17 protein-coding genes and 1 pseudogene are annotated in these 15494 nt (G+C 71.3%); 10 read left to right on the top strand and 8 right to left on the bottom strand.

The features are described 5' to 3' along the window. Positions 1–103: 103 nt before the first annotated feature. Entirely contained in the window at positions 104–1399 is a 1296-nt protein-coding gene (locus ACVW00_RS11860; RefSeq protein WP_457111100.1) for a D-arabinono-1,4-lactone oxidase, read from the bottom strand. Continuing rightward, positions 1396–2601, bottom strand: a complete 1206-nt coding sequence (locus ACVW00_RS11855; protein ID WP_457111099.1) for an MFS transporter — start codon at positions 2599–2601, stop codon at positions 1396–1398. Before ACVW00_RS11855 ends, ACVW00_RS11860 begins: the two co-directional genes overlap by 4 nt. Before the next feature lie 45 nt (positions 2602–2646). Here ACVW00_RS11855 and ACVW00_RS11850 point away from each other — a divergent pair, with 45 nt between their 5' ends. The 3 genes from ACVW00_RS11850 to ACVW00_RS11840 all read left to right on the top strand — a co-directional run bounded on the left by ACVW00_RS11850 (position 2647) and on the right by ACVW00_RS11840 (position 4984). Continuing rightward, positions 2647–3732, top strand: a complete 1086-nt coding sequence (locus tag ACVW00_RS11850) for a ferrochelatase (protein ID WP_457111098.1) — start codon at positions 2647–2649, stop codon at positions 3730–3732. Between the two features lie 12 nt (positions 3733–3744). Then, on the top strand, positions 3745–4545 hold the full coding sequence (locus tag ACVW00_RS11845) for an inositol monophosphatase family protein (RefSeq protein WP_457111097.1): 801 nt from the start codon (positions 3745–3747) through the stop codon (positions 4543–4545). Positions 4546–4693: 148 nt separating this feature from the next. Then, positions 4694–4984 (top strand): DUF4193 domain-containing protein, encoded by a 291-nt coding sequence (locus tag ACVW00_RS11840; protein ID WP_457111096.1) that lies wholly within the window; start codon positions 4694–4696, stop codon positions 4982–4984. A gap of 330 nt (positions 4985–5314) precedes the next feature. On the opposite strand, the gene ACVW00_RS11835 is transcribed toward ACVW00_RS11840, so the two are convergent. Then, positions 5315–5617 carry a DUF4235 domain-containing protein gene (locus ACVW00_RS11835; RefSeq protein WP_457111095.1) on the bottom strand — a complete coding sequence of 101 codons (303 nt, stop codon included), beginning with the start codon at positions 5615–5617 and terminating at the stop codon, positions 5315–5317. An 88-nt stretch (positions 5618–5705) separates the two neighbouring features. After that, positions 5706–6158 (bottom strand): DUF3093 domain-containing protein, encoded by a 453-nt coding sequence (locus ACVW00_RS11830; RefSeq protein WP_457111094.1) that lies wholly within the window; start codon positions 6156–6158, stop codon positions 5706–5708. A gap of 53 nt (positions 6159–6211) precedes the next feature. Here ACVW00_RS11830 and dut point away from each other — a divergent pair, with 53 nt between their 5' ends. Genes dut through ACVW00_RS11810 form a run of 4 tightly spaced genes read left to right on the top strand, consistent with a single transcriptional unit; the run spans position 6212 to position 8451 of the window. Next, a complete protein-coding gene (dut, locus tag ACVW00_RS11825; protein ID WP_457111093.1) occupies positions 6212–6676 on the top strand; it encodes a dUTP diphosphatase in 465 nt (154 codons plus the stop codon). Next, complete coding sequence (locus ACVW00_RS11820; protein ID WP_457111092.1) at positions 6673–7302, top strand: DUF3710 domain-containing protein; 630 nt, start codon at positions 6673–6675, stop codon at positions 7300–7302. Before dut ends, ACVW00_RS11820 begins: the two co-directional genes overlap by 4 nt. A gap of 60 nt (positions 7303–7362) precedes the next feature. Continuing rightward, on the top strand, positions 7363–7725 hold the full coding sequence (locus tag ACVW00_RS11815) for an OB-fold nucleic acid binding domain-containing protein (protein WP_457111091.1): 363 nt from the start codon (positions 7363–7365) through the stop codon (positions 7723–7725). Between the two features lie 3 nt (positions 7726–7728). Continuing rightward, the gene (locus ACVW00_RS11810; protein WP_457111090.1) at positions 7729–8451 is read left to right on the top strand and encodes a DUF3159 domain-containing protein; all 723 of its coding nucleotides are present in this window, start codon (positions 7729–7731) and stop codon (positions 8449–8451) included. Between the two features lie 50 nt (positions 8452–8501). Here the strand turns inward: ACVW00_RS11810 and ACVW00_RS11805 are convergent, their stop codons facing one another. The 4 genes and pseudogenes from ACVW00_RS11805 to ACVW00_RS11790 form a co-directional block, all read right to left on the bottom strand. Continuing rightward, positions 8502–8678: a DUF1059 domain-containing protein gene (locus tag ACVW00_RS11805; RefSeq protein ID WP_457111089.1), complete on the bottom strand. Its 177-nt coding sequence runs from the start codon at positions 8676–8678 to the stop codon at positions 8502–8504. Further along, the gene (locus ACVW00_RS11800; protein ID WP_457111088.1) at positions 8675–9649 is read right to left on the bottom strand and encodes a sensor histidine kinase; all 975 of its coding nucleotides are present in this window, start codon (positions 9647–9649) and stop codon (positions 8675–8677) included. The genes ACVW00_RS11805 and ACVW00_RS11800 overlap by 4 nt, the downstream gene beginning before the upstream one ends. A 195-nt stretch (positions 9650–9844) precedes the next feature. Then, a complete protein-coding gene (locus ACVW00_RS11795) occupies positions 9845–10516 on the bottom strand; it encodes a potassium channel family protein (RefSeq protein WP_457111087.1) in 672 nt (223 codons plus the stop codon). Positions 10517–10521: 5 nt separating this feature from the next. Continuing rightward, positions 10522–11170 (bottom strand): annotated as a pseudogene (locus tag ACVW00_RS11790) (NAD-binding protein). 84 nt (positions 11171–11254) lie between these two features. Here ACVW00_RS11790 and ACVW00_RS11785 point away from each other — a divergent pair. The 3 genes from ACVW00_RS11785 to ACVW00_RS11775 are packed head-to-tail and all read left to right on the top strand — an operon-like array spanning position 11255 to position 15350. Further along, positions 11255–13276: an APC family permease gene (locus ACVW00_RS11785; protein WP_457111086.1), complete on the top strand. Its 2022-nt coding sequence runs from the start codon at positions 11255–11257 to the stop codon at positions 13274–13276. Continuing rightward, positions 13273–14481, top strand: coding sequence for a class I SAM-dependent RNA methyltransferase (locus ACVW00_RS11780; RefSeq protein ID WP_457111085.1), 1209 nt, complete (start codon positions 13273–13275; stop codon positions 14479–14481). Before ACVW00_RS11785 ends, ACVW00_RS11780 begins: the two co-directional genes overlap by 4 nt. Then, entirely contained in the window at positions 14478–15350 is an 873-nt protein-coding gene (locus ACVW00_RS11775) for an LLM class flavin-dependent oxidoreductase (protein WP_457111084.1), read from the top strand. Before ACVW00_RS11780 ends, ACVW00_RS11775 begins: the two co-directional genes overlap by 4 nt. The last annotated feature ends 144 nt before the right edge of the window (positions 15351–15494 follow it).

The following is a 15494-nucleotide window of genomic DNA, read 5'->3' as shown; positions in this document are numbered from 1 at the left end:
AGCAGCGAGCGCCAGCGAGCGATCAGTCGAGACCTGGTGCGGCACGCAGGGAGTTTCGACAGGCTCAACGACCGGGGACGGCTCGACCACCGGCGGGCGCGTCTCAGCTCCCGAGGACCCGGCGCAGGTAGTCGTTGGCGAACAGCCGGTCGGGGTCGAGCCGGTCGCGGGCCGCCCGGAACTCGGCCCACCGGGGGTAGGCGGGCTCGAGGTCGGCGGCCGTGCGGGTGTGCAGCTTGCCCCAGTGCGGCCGGCCGTCGTACCGGCGCAGGATTTCCTCGACGCCCGCGAAGTACGCTGCATGGTCGGTCTGCGCGTTCATGTGGAAGGCCAGGTAGGTGGACGCGCGTGCGCTCGACGTCGACAGCGCGATGTCGTCTGCGGGCGTCGTACGCACCTCGACCGGGAAGCTGATGTTGATCCCCGAGGCGTCGATCCAGCGACGGACGGCGCGGAGCGCCTCCAGGCCGGCCTCGCGCGGGACGGCGTACTCCATCTCCCGGAAGACCACCTCACGAGTCGACGTGAACACCTTGTGCGGCACGTCGGAGTAGGTCCGTTCGGACAGCGCCCGCCCCGACAGCCGGTTGATGCGAGGGACCGCACCGGCCCAGCGGTTGCCTACCTTGTTGGCCAGGCCGAAGACGGTGTTGGCGACGAGCTCGTCGTCGAACCAGCGGCGCAACCGGTTGAGCGGCTCCGGCTCGTCGAGCGTCCGGTTGTTCACCTTGGCCTGGACGAACTCCGAGTGCGGGAACCAGAAGAGCTCGACGTGGTGGTTGGCCTCGACGAGATCGTCGAAGCCGGCGAGGGCGTCGCGCCACACCATCGGGAACTCGTGCGCCTCGAGCGTGAACATCGGCTCGACGCGGAACGTCAGCGAGGTGATGATGCCCACGGCGCCGAGGCCGACGCGCGCCACCGCGAAGACCTCGGGATTCTCGGTCTCCGAGGCACGCAGGACCTCGCCGGTGCCGGTGACCAGCTCGAGACCGGCGAGCTGCGCGCTGAGCGAGCCGACGAGCCCGCCGGTGCCGTGGGTGCCGGTGGAGATGGCGCCGGCCAGGGTCTGCTCGGCGATGTCACCCATGTTGTGCAGCGAGAGCCCGAGCGCCTCGAGACCGGCGTTGAGCACCTTCAGGGGCGTGCCCGCGAGCGCCGTCACGGTCATCGCCTCGCGATCCACCGCGACGATGCCGGTCAGCTGCGCCGGGCTCAGCATGATGCCCTCGGGTGCGGCGATGCCGGTGAACGAGTGGCCCGTGCCCGGCATCTTGACGGTCGTACGCCGCTCGCGCGCCCGCTCGACTGCCGCAACGACGTCGTCGGTGTCCCGCGGCGTCCGGACCTCGGTCGGGGTCACCGTCGTGAGGCCCGCCCAGTTGCGCCAGCTGCTCATGGTCGAAGGCTAGTTGTCTCCTCGGCCACGGACGGCGCCGGTCGGCACAGCAGCGCGGCGCCGAAGGTGACGGCGCCCGACGCCACGCAGACCCAGTACGACGCCGCGCCGCCGGTGTGGTCGGCCGTGACGCCGGCCAGGTAGGCGCCCGGCGCGATGCCGGCCGAGATCCCCGTCTGGAAGACCGCCATCGCCTCGGTGAGGCGTCCTCGTGGCGTCGACGCCTCGAGCAGCGAGACGACCGCGATCAGGCTCGGTGCGAGAGTCAGGCCGATCAGGAACAGCAGGACACCGAGCACGACGAGGTCGGCGAGGAACGGCAGCACCAGCATCGTGACGGCAAGCGCGGCCACACCCACCTGGAAGCGCCGGTGGTCGGGTGCCGACCAGTGCACCGCTCCCGCCACCAGGCCGGACACCATGCTCCCGAGGGAGAACCCGGCCAGCAGCACGCCGGCGGCGGCCTTGTGACCGCCGTGGCCGGCAGTGGCGACCGTCGCGACCTCGAGTGCCCCGAACAGGCAGCCCAACGCCACGGCTGCGAACGCGATGGGGAGGATGCGGCGCCACGGCATCGACACCGCCGCGTCGTGCCCGCCGGCCGGCGCGGGCGCGGGTGCGGTGCGACGCTGGAGCGCGAGGAGCACGGTGCCGACCGTCCCGACCACGAGCGCCGTCACCAGGCCGGTCTGCGGAGCGCGCAGCGTGGAGAGGAAGGTGACGAGCGCGGGGCCGGTCACGAACACCACCTCGTCGCCGACCGCCTCCACGGCGAACGCCGTGTGTCGCTCGGTGTCGTCGGTGACGATGTGGGCCCACCGGGCGCGCACCATCGACCCGACCTGGGGGAGGGTGGCGCCGGAGAGCGCGGCCATCACGTGCGGCCAGGGCGTCACCCAGCCGTGGGTGATCGCCTGGACGAGCAGGCCGGTCGTGAGGGCGAACAGCACCGCGTCGGCGTACAGGACGAGGGTCTGGCCGAATCGGTCGGCGAGACGGCCGTGGGGGATCGCGACCACCGCGTTGCCCACGATGTACGCCGCGGACACCTGGCCGGCCATCGTGTAGGAGCCGGTCACCGAGCTGACCAGCAGCACGATCCCCAGGGTCATCATCGAGATCGGCAGCCGCGCGAGCATCCCCGTCGCCGAGAACGCCAGCGCACCCCGGTGGGCGAAGACGGTGCGGTAGGTGTCGAGCATGGCGTGAGGAACCCTAACGAGGCTGGTGAACCTAAGATGCTGGACATGCCCCCCGGTCCGGACCCCTACGACGCAGTCCTGATCGTGTCCTTCGGCGGACCGGAGAGACCCGAGGACGTCGTGCCGTTCCTGCGCAACGTGACCGCGGGCAAGGACATCCCCGACGAGCGGCTGGTCGAGGTCGGCGCGCACTACGACCTGTTCGGCGGTCGCAGCCCGATCAACGACCAGAACCGCGCGCTGGTCGCCGCGGTGCGTGAGGACCTGGTCACCAACGGCATCGACCTCCCGGTCTACTGGGGCAACCGCAACTGGGACCCCTACCTGGCCGACACGCTGGGCAAGATGAACGCCGACGGGATCACCCGGGCGGCCTGCCTGTTCACCTCGGCGTACTCCTCCTACTCCGGCTGCCGGCAGTACAGGGAGAACCTCGCCGACGCCGTCGCGAAGGTGCCGGGCGCCCCACGGCTCGACCGGTTGCGCGCCTACTTCAACCATCCCGGCTTCGTCGAGCCCAACGTGGACGCGACTCTCACCGCCCTGGCCGCCCTCCCCGACGCGGTACGCCGTGAGGCCCACCTGGTCTTCGTCACGCACTCGATCCCGACCTCGATGAACAGCGCCAGCGGCCCGATCGGCGAGGCCTACGTGCACCAGCACCGCAGCGTCGTCGACGAGATCAGCGACCGGGTCCGCGAGGAGACAGGGCATCGCTATCCCTCGGCACTCGTGTTCTGCTCGCGGTCGGGCCCGCCGTCGGTGCCCTGGCTCGAGCCGGACGTCAACGACCACCTGCGTGCGTTGCGCGACCGCGAGGTCCCCGCCGTGGTGCTGGTCCCGATCGGGTTCGTCTCCGACCACATGGAGGTCATCTACGACCTCGACACGGAGGCGATGGCGACGGCACAGGAGCTGGGGATCGCGTGCGAGCGTGCGGCCACCGCGGGCGTCGACCCGCGGTTCGTCGCGATGGTCCGCGACCTGCTCCTCGAGCGGGCCGCGGTCGAGCGCGGGGAGGACCCACCACGGGCCGCCGTGGGTGGCGTGCCGCCGGCCTGGGACGTGTGCGCGGCCGGCTGCTGCGCGAACCCGCGGGGTCACCGCCCGGCGCTGTGCGGCTCGGACTGAGGGGCGCGACTGATGGGTGACCTCCACGACGAGCTGCTCGAGCTCGCCCTCGTGGTCGCACGCGAGGCCGGCGAGCTCGTGCGCACGCGCCGGGAGGTCGGCGTGCGCGTGGCCGCCACGAAGAGCAGCGCCACCGACGTCGTCACCGAGGCCGACCGGGCCAGCGAGGCCCTGATCCTCGAGCGGATCCTCGCCGCGAGGCCAGGGGACGGCTTCCTCGGCGAGGAAGGCAGCGACACCGCCGGGACCAGCGGCGTGCGCTGGGTCGTCGACCCGATCGACGGCACGGTCAACTACTTCCTCGGGCTGCCCCAGTACGCCGTGTCGATCGGCGTGGAGGTCGACGGCGCCGTGCAGGTCGGCGTCGTGGTCAACGCGGCCACCGGCGACGAGTACGCCGCCGTCCGCGGACGCGGGGCCACCCGGAACGACCGTCCGATCGAGGTCCGTGCGCCGCGACCGCTGGACCGGTCGGTGGTGTCGACCGGCTTCAACTACGAGCTCGCCGTCCGCGAGCGTCAGGCGGCGGCGGTGGCCCGGCTGGTGGTCAACGTCGCCGACATCCGGCGGTTCGGCTCGTGTGCGCTGGACCTCTGCGCGCTGGCGTGCGGCCAGTCCGACGGCTATGTCGAGGAGGGCTGCAATCCCTGGGACTACGCCGCCGGTGGGCTGATCGCCGAGGAGGCCGGCGCGGTCGTCGAGGTCCTCGAGGGCGCCTCGGGACGGCGGCTCGTCGTGGCCGCTCCCGCCCCGTCGTACGAAGGCTTCCTGGGGCTGGTGGGGTCGTGTGGCTTCACCGGGAACGGCCGCTGACGTCCGCGGGAACAACCTGTGGGGTGCTTTCGTTGTGCCAGTCCCTGGACATGCCGGGGAATGGATGTGCACTTCGACCCGATGTGGTGCACAATCTGCGCGCCGCCCTTAAATCACGTGGATGCGGCGCAGTATCAGGAGAGGGACGATGGCGACCGACTACGACGCACCGCGCAAGACCGAGGAAGAGCAGAACGAGGACAGCCTCGAGGAGCTCAAGGCGCGGCGTCACGACAAGAATTCCGGCAAGGTCGACGAGGACGAGGCGGAGGCCGCCGAGTCGTTCGAGCTGCCCGGCGCGGACCTGAGCCACGAGGAGCTCGCGGTCGAGGTGATGCCTCGCCAGGACGACGAGTTCACCTGCATGAGCTGCTTCCTGGTCCACCACCGCAGCCAGCTGGCCGACGAGAAGAAGCTGATCTGCCGCGACTGCGCCTGAGCGCCGCACCGACCGAACACCGACGGCCGCCCCCCACCCGGGAGGCGGCCGTTCGCACGCCCAGGAGGGGTTGCGACAGGCTCAACCACCGGGACGCAGCCACAGGGTGGTCGAGCAGCGAGTGCCAGCGAGCGATCAGACGAGACCTGGTGAGGGTTTCGACAGGCTCGACCACCGGGGCGCAGCCACAGGGTGGTCGAGCAGCGAGTGCCAGCGAGCGATCAGACGAGACCTGGTGAGGGTTTCGACAGGCTCAACCACCGGGGCGCAGCCACAGGGTGGTCGAGCAGCGAGCGCCAGCGAGCGATCAGACGAGACCTGGCGGGCGGCTCAGACGTCGTCGGCGACGCCGGGCGGCAGGTGCCCGGTCGAGCGGGCGTAGTACTGGGCCGCACGGCGGGTCGCCAGCATCCGGGCGACCGCGACGATGGTGCCGCTGACCGCGGCCCAGAGGAGCGCCTCGCGCATCTCGACGTCCGGGGAGGCCGGGTTGGCGGGCGGGGGCTTGCCGGTGGCGGCCTTCCACGAGGCGTTCAGCGCCTTGCGGGCGGCGGCGGCCGCGGCGACCGCGGCCAGCAACGAGAAGATCCCCCAGATCTTCGAGCTGTCCTTGTGACCGGACTTCTTCGCCATCGTCGACCTCTCACCTCGGATTCGCCTCACCCTAGTGCCCCGCGCACCCGGGCCCATGCCAAGGCCTGCGCCTCCCGGATGCGGTGCGTCAGTGCGAGCCGGTGAGGGCGGCAGCGAGCTGGCGGGGGTGTCGCGAGGAGATCAGCCAGTACGGCGTCGGGTCGGCGGGGTCGTCGACCAGCACCTTCACCGAGCGGGCGATGTAGGGCCGGGTGACCAGGAACGCGCGGGCGTCGGCCTCGATCCCGTGGACCCGCCGGGTCGCGTCCTTGTCGAGTGCCTCCGCGGCGCCGATCCGCGAGAGCGGGATCGTCGCCGGGCCTGCCTGCAGGACCCCGTCGGCGACGAGCACCGTGGCGGTGCCGAGCCAGGCCAGGATCCCGTACACGCCCGCGAACGAGGCCGCGGACGCGGTCCAGGCGAGCCAGCCCGGAAGGGCGACCACGAGGGCCAGCCAGAGCGTCGCGAGGAACATCGTCGCCTGGACCCACCAGCGCAGCGGCACCCGGAGGCGCTCGGTGTAGATCACGGACGCCGGCATGGGGCAAAGCCTGACATCAGGCCGGCGCGTGCCCGCGGGTAGGGTCGCTGCCCGTGAGCGAGCGAAGTGTCCGAGAACGCGTCCAGGTCAGCATCCTCCGGCTCGACCCGGAGCTGCCGATGCCGAAGTACGCACACCCCGGCGACGCGGGCGCCGACCTCTTCGCCCGCGAGGACGTGACCCTGAAGCCCGGCGAGCGCGCGCTGGTCCCCACCGGCGTCGCACTGGCGCTGCCCGAGGGGTACGTCGCACTGGTGCACCCCCGCTCCGGGCTGGCGCATCGCAACGGGCTCTCGATCGTCAACGCACCGGGCACGATCGACGCGGGCTACCGTGGAGAGGTGCAGGTGTGCCTGGTCAACCTCGACCCGGCGACGCCGATCGAGCTGAGGCGCGGTGACCGGATCGCGCAGCTGGTGATCCAGCAGTTCGAGACCGCGACCTTCGTCGAGGTCGAGGAGCTGCCGGACTCGGCGCGCGGAGCCGGTGGCTACGGATCGACTGGAGGGTTTGCATGAGGTTGCGTCGCAAGCAGGGCGACCCCGTCGGGGAGGACGTGGCCGGCCCGATCGGGGACGTCGCGGGAGAGTCCGACGGTCCTCGCGGGCCGATCGACGCGAGCGAGCTGGACCCGGACGCGGCGTACGTCGACCTCGGCAGCCTTCTCGTGCAGCCTCCCGACGGCCTCGACCTGCGGCTGCAGGTGGACGAGGAGACCGGCACCGTGATGACCGTCCTCCTCGTCGCGGACGAGGGTGTCCTCGAGATGCGCGCGTTCGCGTCGTCCCGCGGCGGCGACCTCTGGACCGAGGCACGCCGTGAGATCGCCGCGGACACGACCCGGCGCGGTGGCACCGCGACCGAGCAGGACGGCAGCTTCGGCCCGGAGCTGCTGTGTCAGGTGCCGGTGACCGGCCCGAACGGCGAGTCGCTGACGCAGCCGTCCCGGGTGATCGGCCACACCGGCCCGCGGTGGTTCCTGCGGGCGACAATGGCCGGACGACCGGCGTTCGACGCCGAGTACGCCGAGCCCTTCGAGACCGCGCTGCGCAACGTCGCCGTCCGCCGCGGCAACGAGGCGATGGCTCCCGGCGAGGCGCTCCCGCTGCGGATGCCCCCGCAGGCCACACCGCTCGCCGAGTGAACGCGGACCGATCGGCGAAGACCCGGGCACCACGAACAGGCAGGAAATAGGCTCAACACCATGTCGATCACCAAGGGGCTGCGAAGCGGCCTGCGCCAGTGGGCGAGCGAGTCGCACGCCGAGGCCGCCGAGCTGCGCACCCATGCGGTCCAGTCCGGCTGCGTCCCGGTCGACGTCGCCCCCGACAGGGAGATGGTGACCGTCCAGGGCAGCCTCCGCACCGTGACCCTGCGTCCCCGCGGTGGCGTGCCCGCGCTCGAGGCGGAGCTCTTCGACGGGTCGGGCACGATCACCGTGCTCTGGCTCGGCCGGCGGCGGATCGCCGGGATCTTCCCCGGGCGCACGATCCGGGTGACCGGACGCATCGGCGTCCACGGGGGCGTCCGCGTGATGTACAACCCGCGCTACGACCTGCGGTACTGACCCGTGCCACCCGAGGGCCAGGACAGGGACGTCGACCAGGCGACCGCAGTCGCAGCGACCACCGTCGAGGAGGTCGTGCGTGGTCAGCTCGCGAAGGCGCTCGGTGGACGGCGCGGCATGCTCGAGGCGGCAGTGCCGACCGCGGTGTTCACGGTCGGCTTCCTCGTCTCCCACGAGCTGAAGCTCTCCGTGGTCGTGGCGGTCAGCTGCGCCCTCGTGCTGCTGGCCGTGCGGATCGGCCAGCGGACGACGACCCAGTTCGTGCTCAACAGCCTCTTCGGGATCGGCGTCGGTGCGCTCTTCGCCTGGCGCGCGGCGCGTGGCGGCGGAGACGCCAACGACCAGGCGCTGGCCTACTTCCTCCCGGGCATCCTCTACAACCTGGCCTACTCGGTGGTGATGGTCTTCACGATCCTGATCCGCTGGCCGGTCGTCGGCTTCATGGTCGGAAGTGTCACGGGGGACCCGACCGCCTGGCACCGCGACCGGGGGACGGTGAGGCTGTGCAGCCAGCTGACCTGGCTGCTCGTGCTGCCCTGCGTCGTCCGGGTCGCCGTCCAGGCACCCGTCTACCTCGCCGGCCGCAACGACTGGTGGGACCGGGACTCCGCGGTCGCCACCCTCGGCGTGGCGAAGCTCGCGATGGGGTGGCCGCTCCAGATCGCGGCGCTCGCCGCGATGGTGTGGCTGCTCAGCCGCAACAAGACACCTGTGGCAGCGGCCTGACGCGGATCGACCGGCCCGACCGAAGGGGCAGGCCGGTCGATCTCGGCGAGTCAGGCGGGGACGATGTTCGCCCCGATCGCCGTCAGCATCTCGGGCGTCACGTCGACGACGCCGTGGGCTTCGCGTGCGTGCACGGCGACCTGCTCCAGGATCACGTCCCGGCTCTCGTCCTCGAAACGAGCGGAACAGCCGGGCATGGCGTCTCCGCAGGACAGCTTGAACTTCATGGTTTCCCTCCCTTGTCACCCGTCGCCCCGGGCCCTGTTGGCTCCGGACCGCCGGCTGGTTCCTCTGTTGCTGGTGCCTCCGTCGCTGCTTCCTCGGCCGGTCGCTCGCGGGGCAGCCGCGCGAGCAGCACGGTGCTCTGGTCGTCACCCTCGGCGCCGAGGAACCCGCCGTGCGCCACCACGAGGGCGCGGGCGAGGTACAGGCCGATGGTCACGCCGGTGGTGTCGTCGTTGTTGCCGAACGGGTCGAACAGCGCGCGGAGCACTATCGGGCTGATCGGGGCTCCCTCGCGCACGACCCGGACCTCGTGCCACGAGCCTGCCTCGACCACGTCGATCGACACGCGCTCGGGGGCCGGGTCCCGGTGGGCGGTCGCCCACAGGTCGCGCAGGACGCGGCCGAGCAGCGCCGGATCGGCGTTCACCTTCAGGTCGGCGCCGTGACGGATACCCGGACTCCCGTCGAGGCCTGCGCTGATCGAGCCGACGTCGACGGGCTCGACGTTCACGCGGACCCGGCCCAGGGAGGCGGAGGCCGAGAGCTCGACGTCGAGGATGTGCTCGGACAGGCGCGTCAGCGCATCCGAGAGCTTCTCGAGCGAGTCGGGGACCTGCTGCTCGGGCACCTCGCCCTCCGCGAGCAACATCGCCCAGCCCCTGGCCACGGCGACCGGGGTCCGCAGCTCGTGGGCGAAGGCGGCCAGGAAGCGGTCGCGCTGGCGTGCCTCGTCGGGATCCGGCTTGTTGGTGACCACGGCGGAGCCGGCGACGAGGAAGTCGCGCACCCAGCGGTGCAGGAGCGAGGACTCGATCTCCCAGACGCCGGCCACGTCCTCGACGGACCGCCCGCCGAGCACCGCGAGCACCATCGAGACGCGCAGGTCGACGGCGGCCTGGGCGGTGACGCGAGGGTCGACCTGACCCGGCTCGCGGCCTCCGTGCAGCAGCTGAGGCCGCGCTGCCTCAGGCATCTCCGTCAATGCGATTCCCTAGATCGCGGCGCGCTCGCCCCCAGAGCTTGCCTTCCCTCCCCGCAGCCTCCCGAGCAGCGAGCGGGCCCAGGCCCCCACGCTACGCCGGTCCCGATTCTCGTGGGGCGATTAACGGGGAAATGTCCTAGATTCGCGTCTAGATTTGGCCGAACCGTTATCGGACGTGGCCGCGGCTCACGCGTGGCTCTCGCGAGGAGCCAGCACCTGCTCGAGCTCCTCCTCGACATCGGCCTGGCAGACGAAGAGCAGCTCGTCGCCGGCCTCGACCGGCTGCTGCGGGTCGGGCGTGTAGACCTGGCCGTCGCGCAGGATGGTGACCAGGGCGACGTTCTCCGGGAACGGGATCAGCCCCGACGGCTTGCCGACGTACGGCGACCCGGCCGGCAGCGTCATCTCGACGAGGTTGGCGTTGCCCTGCCGGAAGGTGAAGAGCCGGACCAGGTCGCCGACGGTGACCGCCTCCTCGACGAGGGCCGACATGATCCGCGGCGTCGAGACGTTCACGTCGACGCCCCAGGCCTCGGTGAACAGCCATTCGTTGTTGGGGTGGTTCACCCGGCCGACCGTGCGCGGCACCCCGAACTCGGTCTTCGCGAGGAGGGAGGTGACCAGGTTGGCCTTGTCGTCGCCGGTCGCGGCGATGACCACGTCGCAGTGCTCGAGGCGTGCCTCCTCCAGCGAGGACAGCTCGCACGAGTCGGCCAGCAGCCACTCGGCGTCGGGCACCCGCTCCGGCTTGATCGCGCCGGGCTCCTTGTCGATGAGCAGCACCTGGTGGCCGTTGGTGATCAGCTCCCGGGCGATCGAACGGCCGACGGCACCGGCACCGGCGATGGCAACGCGCATGCTGCTCAGTCCTCCTCGGGCCCGCGCTCGATGATCTTGTAGGCGTGCGTCGCGTTCTCCTCGCGCATGACGACGTGGAGCAGGTCGCCCTCCTGGATCACCGAGTCGCGCTGCGGCAGCATTCCCTCGCCGAGCCGGTCGATCCACGCGATCCGGCAGCGCGACTGTTCCTGGAACTGCACGGTGCGGTGGCCGATCCAGGAGTCGGGTGCGGGGATCTGGTCGAGCCGGATCGTCCCGGACGGATCGCGGAAGTCGGGCTCGGCGCCCGCCGGCAGGAGCCGGGCGCAGGACCTGGTCCGCGGTCCACTTCACGGTGGCCACGGTGGTGATCCCGAGCCGCTGGTAGACCTCGGCACGGCCCGGGTCGTAGATCCGCGCGACGACCTGCTCGATCCCGAAGGTCTCGCGGGCCACGCGGGCGGCGATGATGTTGGAGTTGTCGCCGCTGCTGACGGCGGCGAAGGCGTCCGCGCGCTCGATGCCCGCGTCGGTGAGCACCTTCTGGTCGAAGCCGTAGCCGGTGACCTTGATGCCGTTGAACGACGGTCCCAGGCGCCGGAACGCGTCCGGATTGCTGTCGATGATGCTGACGGTGTGGTTGCGGTCCTCGAGGGAGCGCGCCAGCGTGGAGCCGACCCGCCCGCAACCCATGATCACGACGTGCACGTGGGGAACGCTACTGCAAGGCGGACGGCGGGCGGCCGGTGCTCGGCCGATGGCCTAGCCTTGACGCTCGTGGGTGTCGGTGGGTTCTCCAAGCGGTTGCTGCTCGGGCGCAAGCTGCGCAGCGAGCAGCTCGGCGAGACGCTGCTTCCCAAGCGGATCGCGCTGCCGGTCTTCGCCAGTGACGCGCTGTCCTCGGTCGCCTACGCGCCCGACGAGGTCTTCATCATGCTGTCCGTCGCCGGCGCTTCGGCCTACGTCTGGTCGTGGAAGATCGGCCTCGTGGTCGCGCTGGTGATGATCACCGTGGTGGCCTCCTACCGGCAGAACGTGCACGCCTACCCGTCCGGTGGTGGCGACTACGAGGTGGCCACGGTCAACCTGGGCCGGACCGCCGGCGTGACGGTGGCGAGCGCGCTGCTGGTCGACTACGTCCTGACCGTCGCGGTTTCGGTGTCCTCCGGTGTGCAGAACGCCGCGTCCGCGGTCGGCTTCATCAACCACCACGAGACCACGTGGGCCTGCATTCTGGTCGTCGTGCTCGCCGCGATGAACCTGCGAGGGGTCCGCGAGTCCGGCGCGTGGTTCGCCGTGCCGACGTACGGGTTCATGATCGGCATCGTCGGGATGACCTTGTACGCGCTGTACCGCGGCCTCTCGGGCAACCTGCCCGACGTCGAGAGCGCCAAGCTCCAGCTCCACCCCGCCCCGGGCTACGGCGGCAGCATCGGGACGGCCGCAATGATCTTCCTGCTGGCCCGCGCCTTCTCCTCGGGATGCGCTGCCCTGACCGGTGTCGAGGCGATCTCGAACGGCGTGCCGGCCTTCCGCAAGCCGAAGAGCCGCAACGCGGCGACCACCCTGCTCCTGCTCGGGATGATCGCGGTGACCATGCTGCTCAGCATCATCGTGCTGGCGCACCAGATGGGGCTCAAGTACGTCGACCCCAACGACCTCGAACGCCTCCGCCGAGGTGACGGGAGCCCGCTGCCCCGGGGCTTCGACGAGCACACGGTGATCGCGCAGATCGCCAGGGCCGTCTTCAGCGACTTCCCGCCCGGCTTCTACTTCGTGGTCGCGATGACGGGAATCATCCTGATCCTGGCGGCCAACACCGCGTTCAACGGGTTCCCGGTGCTGGGCTCGATCCTGGCCAAGGACGGGTTCGCGCCACGCCAGCTCGGCTCGCGCGGCGACCGGCTCGCCTACAGCAACGGGATCCTGTTCCTCGCCGGGCTCGCGATCGTCCTGATCGTCGCGTTCCGCGCAGAGCCGACCCGGCTGATCCAGCTGTACATCGTGGGCGTCTTCGTCTCGTTCAACCTGAGCCAGCTCGGGATGATCCGGCACTGGACCCGTCACCTGAAGACGGAGAAGGACCCTGCTGTGCGGGGCCGCATGTACCGTTCGCGGGCGATCAACACCTTCGGACTCGCCATGACGGCGGTCGTGTTCGTGATCGTGCTGGTCACCAAGTTCCTCGCCGGCGCGTGGATCGCGATCCTGGCGATGGTCGTGTTCTTCGCGATCATGAAGGCGATCCGGCGGCACTACGACCGGGTCTCCGAGGAGCTCGTCGTGGGTGACGAGGACCCGATCATGCCGACCCGGGTGCACGCGATGGTGCTCGTCTCCAAGCTGCACAAGCCCACGATGCGGGCCCTCGCGTTCGCCAAGGCCACCCGCCCGAACGTCCTCGAGGCGGTCTTCGTGGCGACGGAGCAGCAGGAGTCCGACCGGCTCATCGCGGAGTGGGACGAGCGCCGGATCGACGTACCGCTGAAGGTGCTGTACTCGCCGTACCGCGAGATCATCCGGCCGGTCGTCCAGTACGCCGTCGAGATTCGCGAGCACAACCCGCGCGGCGTCGTCGCGGTCTTCATCCCCGAGTACGTCGTCGGCAGGTGGTGGGAGCAGCTCCTGCACAACCAGACGGCACTGCGGCTCAAGGGCAGGCTGCTGTTCACGCCCGGCGTCATGGTGATCTCGGTGCCGTACCAGCTGCGCGGTTCCGAGGTCGGCAAGGAGCGCGAGGACTGGCAGCTGCAGCGGCTGCGGGCGGGCGACATCCGCCGGGGACGCGTCGACCGGTGACCGCTCGCACCCTCTTCGCCGTGGGCGACCGTGTCGAGGCACGCACCGGGCCGATCGCGCACGGCAGTCACGTCGTTGCGCGGATCCCCGCGCCGGTCGGCGAGCCCGCCGAGGAGGCCGATCCGGTCGAACGGCGAGACGTCGTGGTGTTCGTCCGGCACGCGCTTCCCGGCGAGCGGGTGGTCGTGGAGATCACCGAGGTCAGCAAGTCGTTCCTGCGTGGTGACGCGGTCGAGGTGCTCGAGGCCTCGGCCGACCGGGTCGGGGCGCCGTGCCCGCTCGCGCATCCCGGCGGCTGCGGCGGCTGCGACTTCCAGCACGTCGCCCTTCCGGCCCAGCGACGACTGAAGGCCGACGTGGTCGCCGAGCAGCTGCGCCGACTGGCCGGGATCGATCTCGAACCCGTGGTCGAGGCAGTCGAGACCGACGGAACCCGCGACGGACTCCGGTGGCGGACCCGGATGCAGTACGTCGCGCTGCCGGGAGGTGGTCGCGGGCTGCGCAAGCACCGGTCGCACGACGTCGTACCCGTCGAGGAGTGCCTGATCGCCGCGCCGGACGCCCGGGTCTCGACCGGCTCGGCCACCGGAGAGGGCGGCAGACCGCGGTCCTCGTCCGCCGAGGTCGTGGTCGAGCACGTCGCAGGACGCGACTTCCGGGTCGCGGCCGACGGCTTCTGGCAGGTCCACCCGGACGCGCCCCGGGTGCTGGTCGAGGCGGTGCTCGGCATGCTGCAGCCGCGTCCGGGCGAGCGTGCGCTCGACCTGTACGCCGGCGTCGGGCTGTTCTCCGCCTTCCTCGCGGAGGCGGTCGGACGTGCGGGAGGCGTCGTCAGCGTCGAGGCGGACCGGCGGGCGAGCGAGCTGGCGGGGGAGAACCTCGCCGACTTCCCCCAGGCCGCGGTCCGCGCCGGCCGGGTCGACCGGGTGCTGTCGCAGGGGTTCGGCTCGCAGCGAGGCATCGATCTCGTCGTGCTCGACCCGCCGCGGGAAGGCGCGAAGCGCGCCGTCGTCGAGGCGATCGCCGGCCTCGGTCCGCGCGCCGTCGCCTACGTGGCGTGCGACCCGGCAGCGCTAGCCCGCGACGTCGCCTGGTTCCGGGACGCCGGCTATGAGCTCGGCAGCCTGCGTGCCTTCGACCTCTTCCCGATGACGCACCACGTGGAGTGCGTCGCCCTGCTGGTCCCGTCGGAGGTGCACGCATGAGGCTCGGCGTCGTCTTCCCGCAGACGCGTCCGTGGAGCGAGCTGGCGGCCGACTTCGCCTGGGCCGAGGAGATCGGCTACGACGTCGCCTACGTCTACGACCACCTCACCCACCCGACCGCGGCAGGCGGCTGGCTGGCCGACGGGTTCACCACCCTCGCGGCGGCTGCGGGCGTGACCACGACGATGGAGCTCGGCACGCTGGTGGCCTCGGCGACCCTGCACTCCCCGGTGGCGCTCGCCAGGCTCGCGGCGACCGTCGACGACGTCTCGGCCGGCCGTCTCGTGCTCGGCCTCGGCGCCGGCTCGCCCCGGTGTGCGCAGGCCGACCGGGGCGAGGTCCCGACGCAGGGTGAGATGCACCGCCGGCTCGTCGACGTGGTGGAGGGCATGGTCGCCGTGTTCGACGGCGCGACCGACTGGGAGGGCCGGACCAGGAGCTTCGCCGGCCTGGAGACGACGGCCGTGCCCGAGGGCGCCACGAGGCCGTACCTGATGCTCGCCGCGCACGGCCCACGGACGATCGAGCTGGCCGCGCGTCATGCCGACGCGTGGAACACCTACGGAGGCCCGAGCTCGAGCCTCGCCGAACCGGACGACTACTGGAGAGAGGTCGCCGTCCAGGTGGAGCGGATGGCCGCGGCCTGCCGGGCTGTCGGCCGCGAGCCGCAGGATCTGCGCCGGTCGCTCCTGCTCGGCTACGGCACGGTGCGACCGACCGGGAGCGTCGCGGCGTACCTCGAGGCCGTGGACCGGGCGCAGGCTCTCGGGTTCGACGAGCTCGTCGTCTACGGTCCCGGCGGACCCGGAGAGCGGTTCACCTCCGACCCGGCCGTCCACGTCGAGGCGATCGGCCGGACCAGGGCCTGAGTGCCCGGTCCGCGGACAATCGTCGACGTCGTGTATCTTGATATCAAGATAAAAATCCGGATTCGGTGAGACCGGCTTCCCGCACGTCGTGCGGGATGGGCAAGATGGGCCCTGGGTGGGCACCGAGACCGCACATTTCTTGAG

This window comes from Marmoricola sp. URHA0025 HA25 (assembly GCF_054059435.1).
This window is presented reverse-complemented; position numbering and strand designations above follow the sequence as displayed.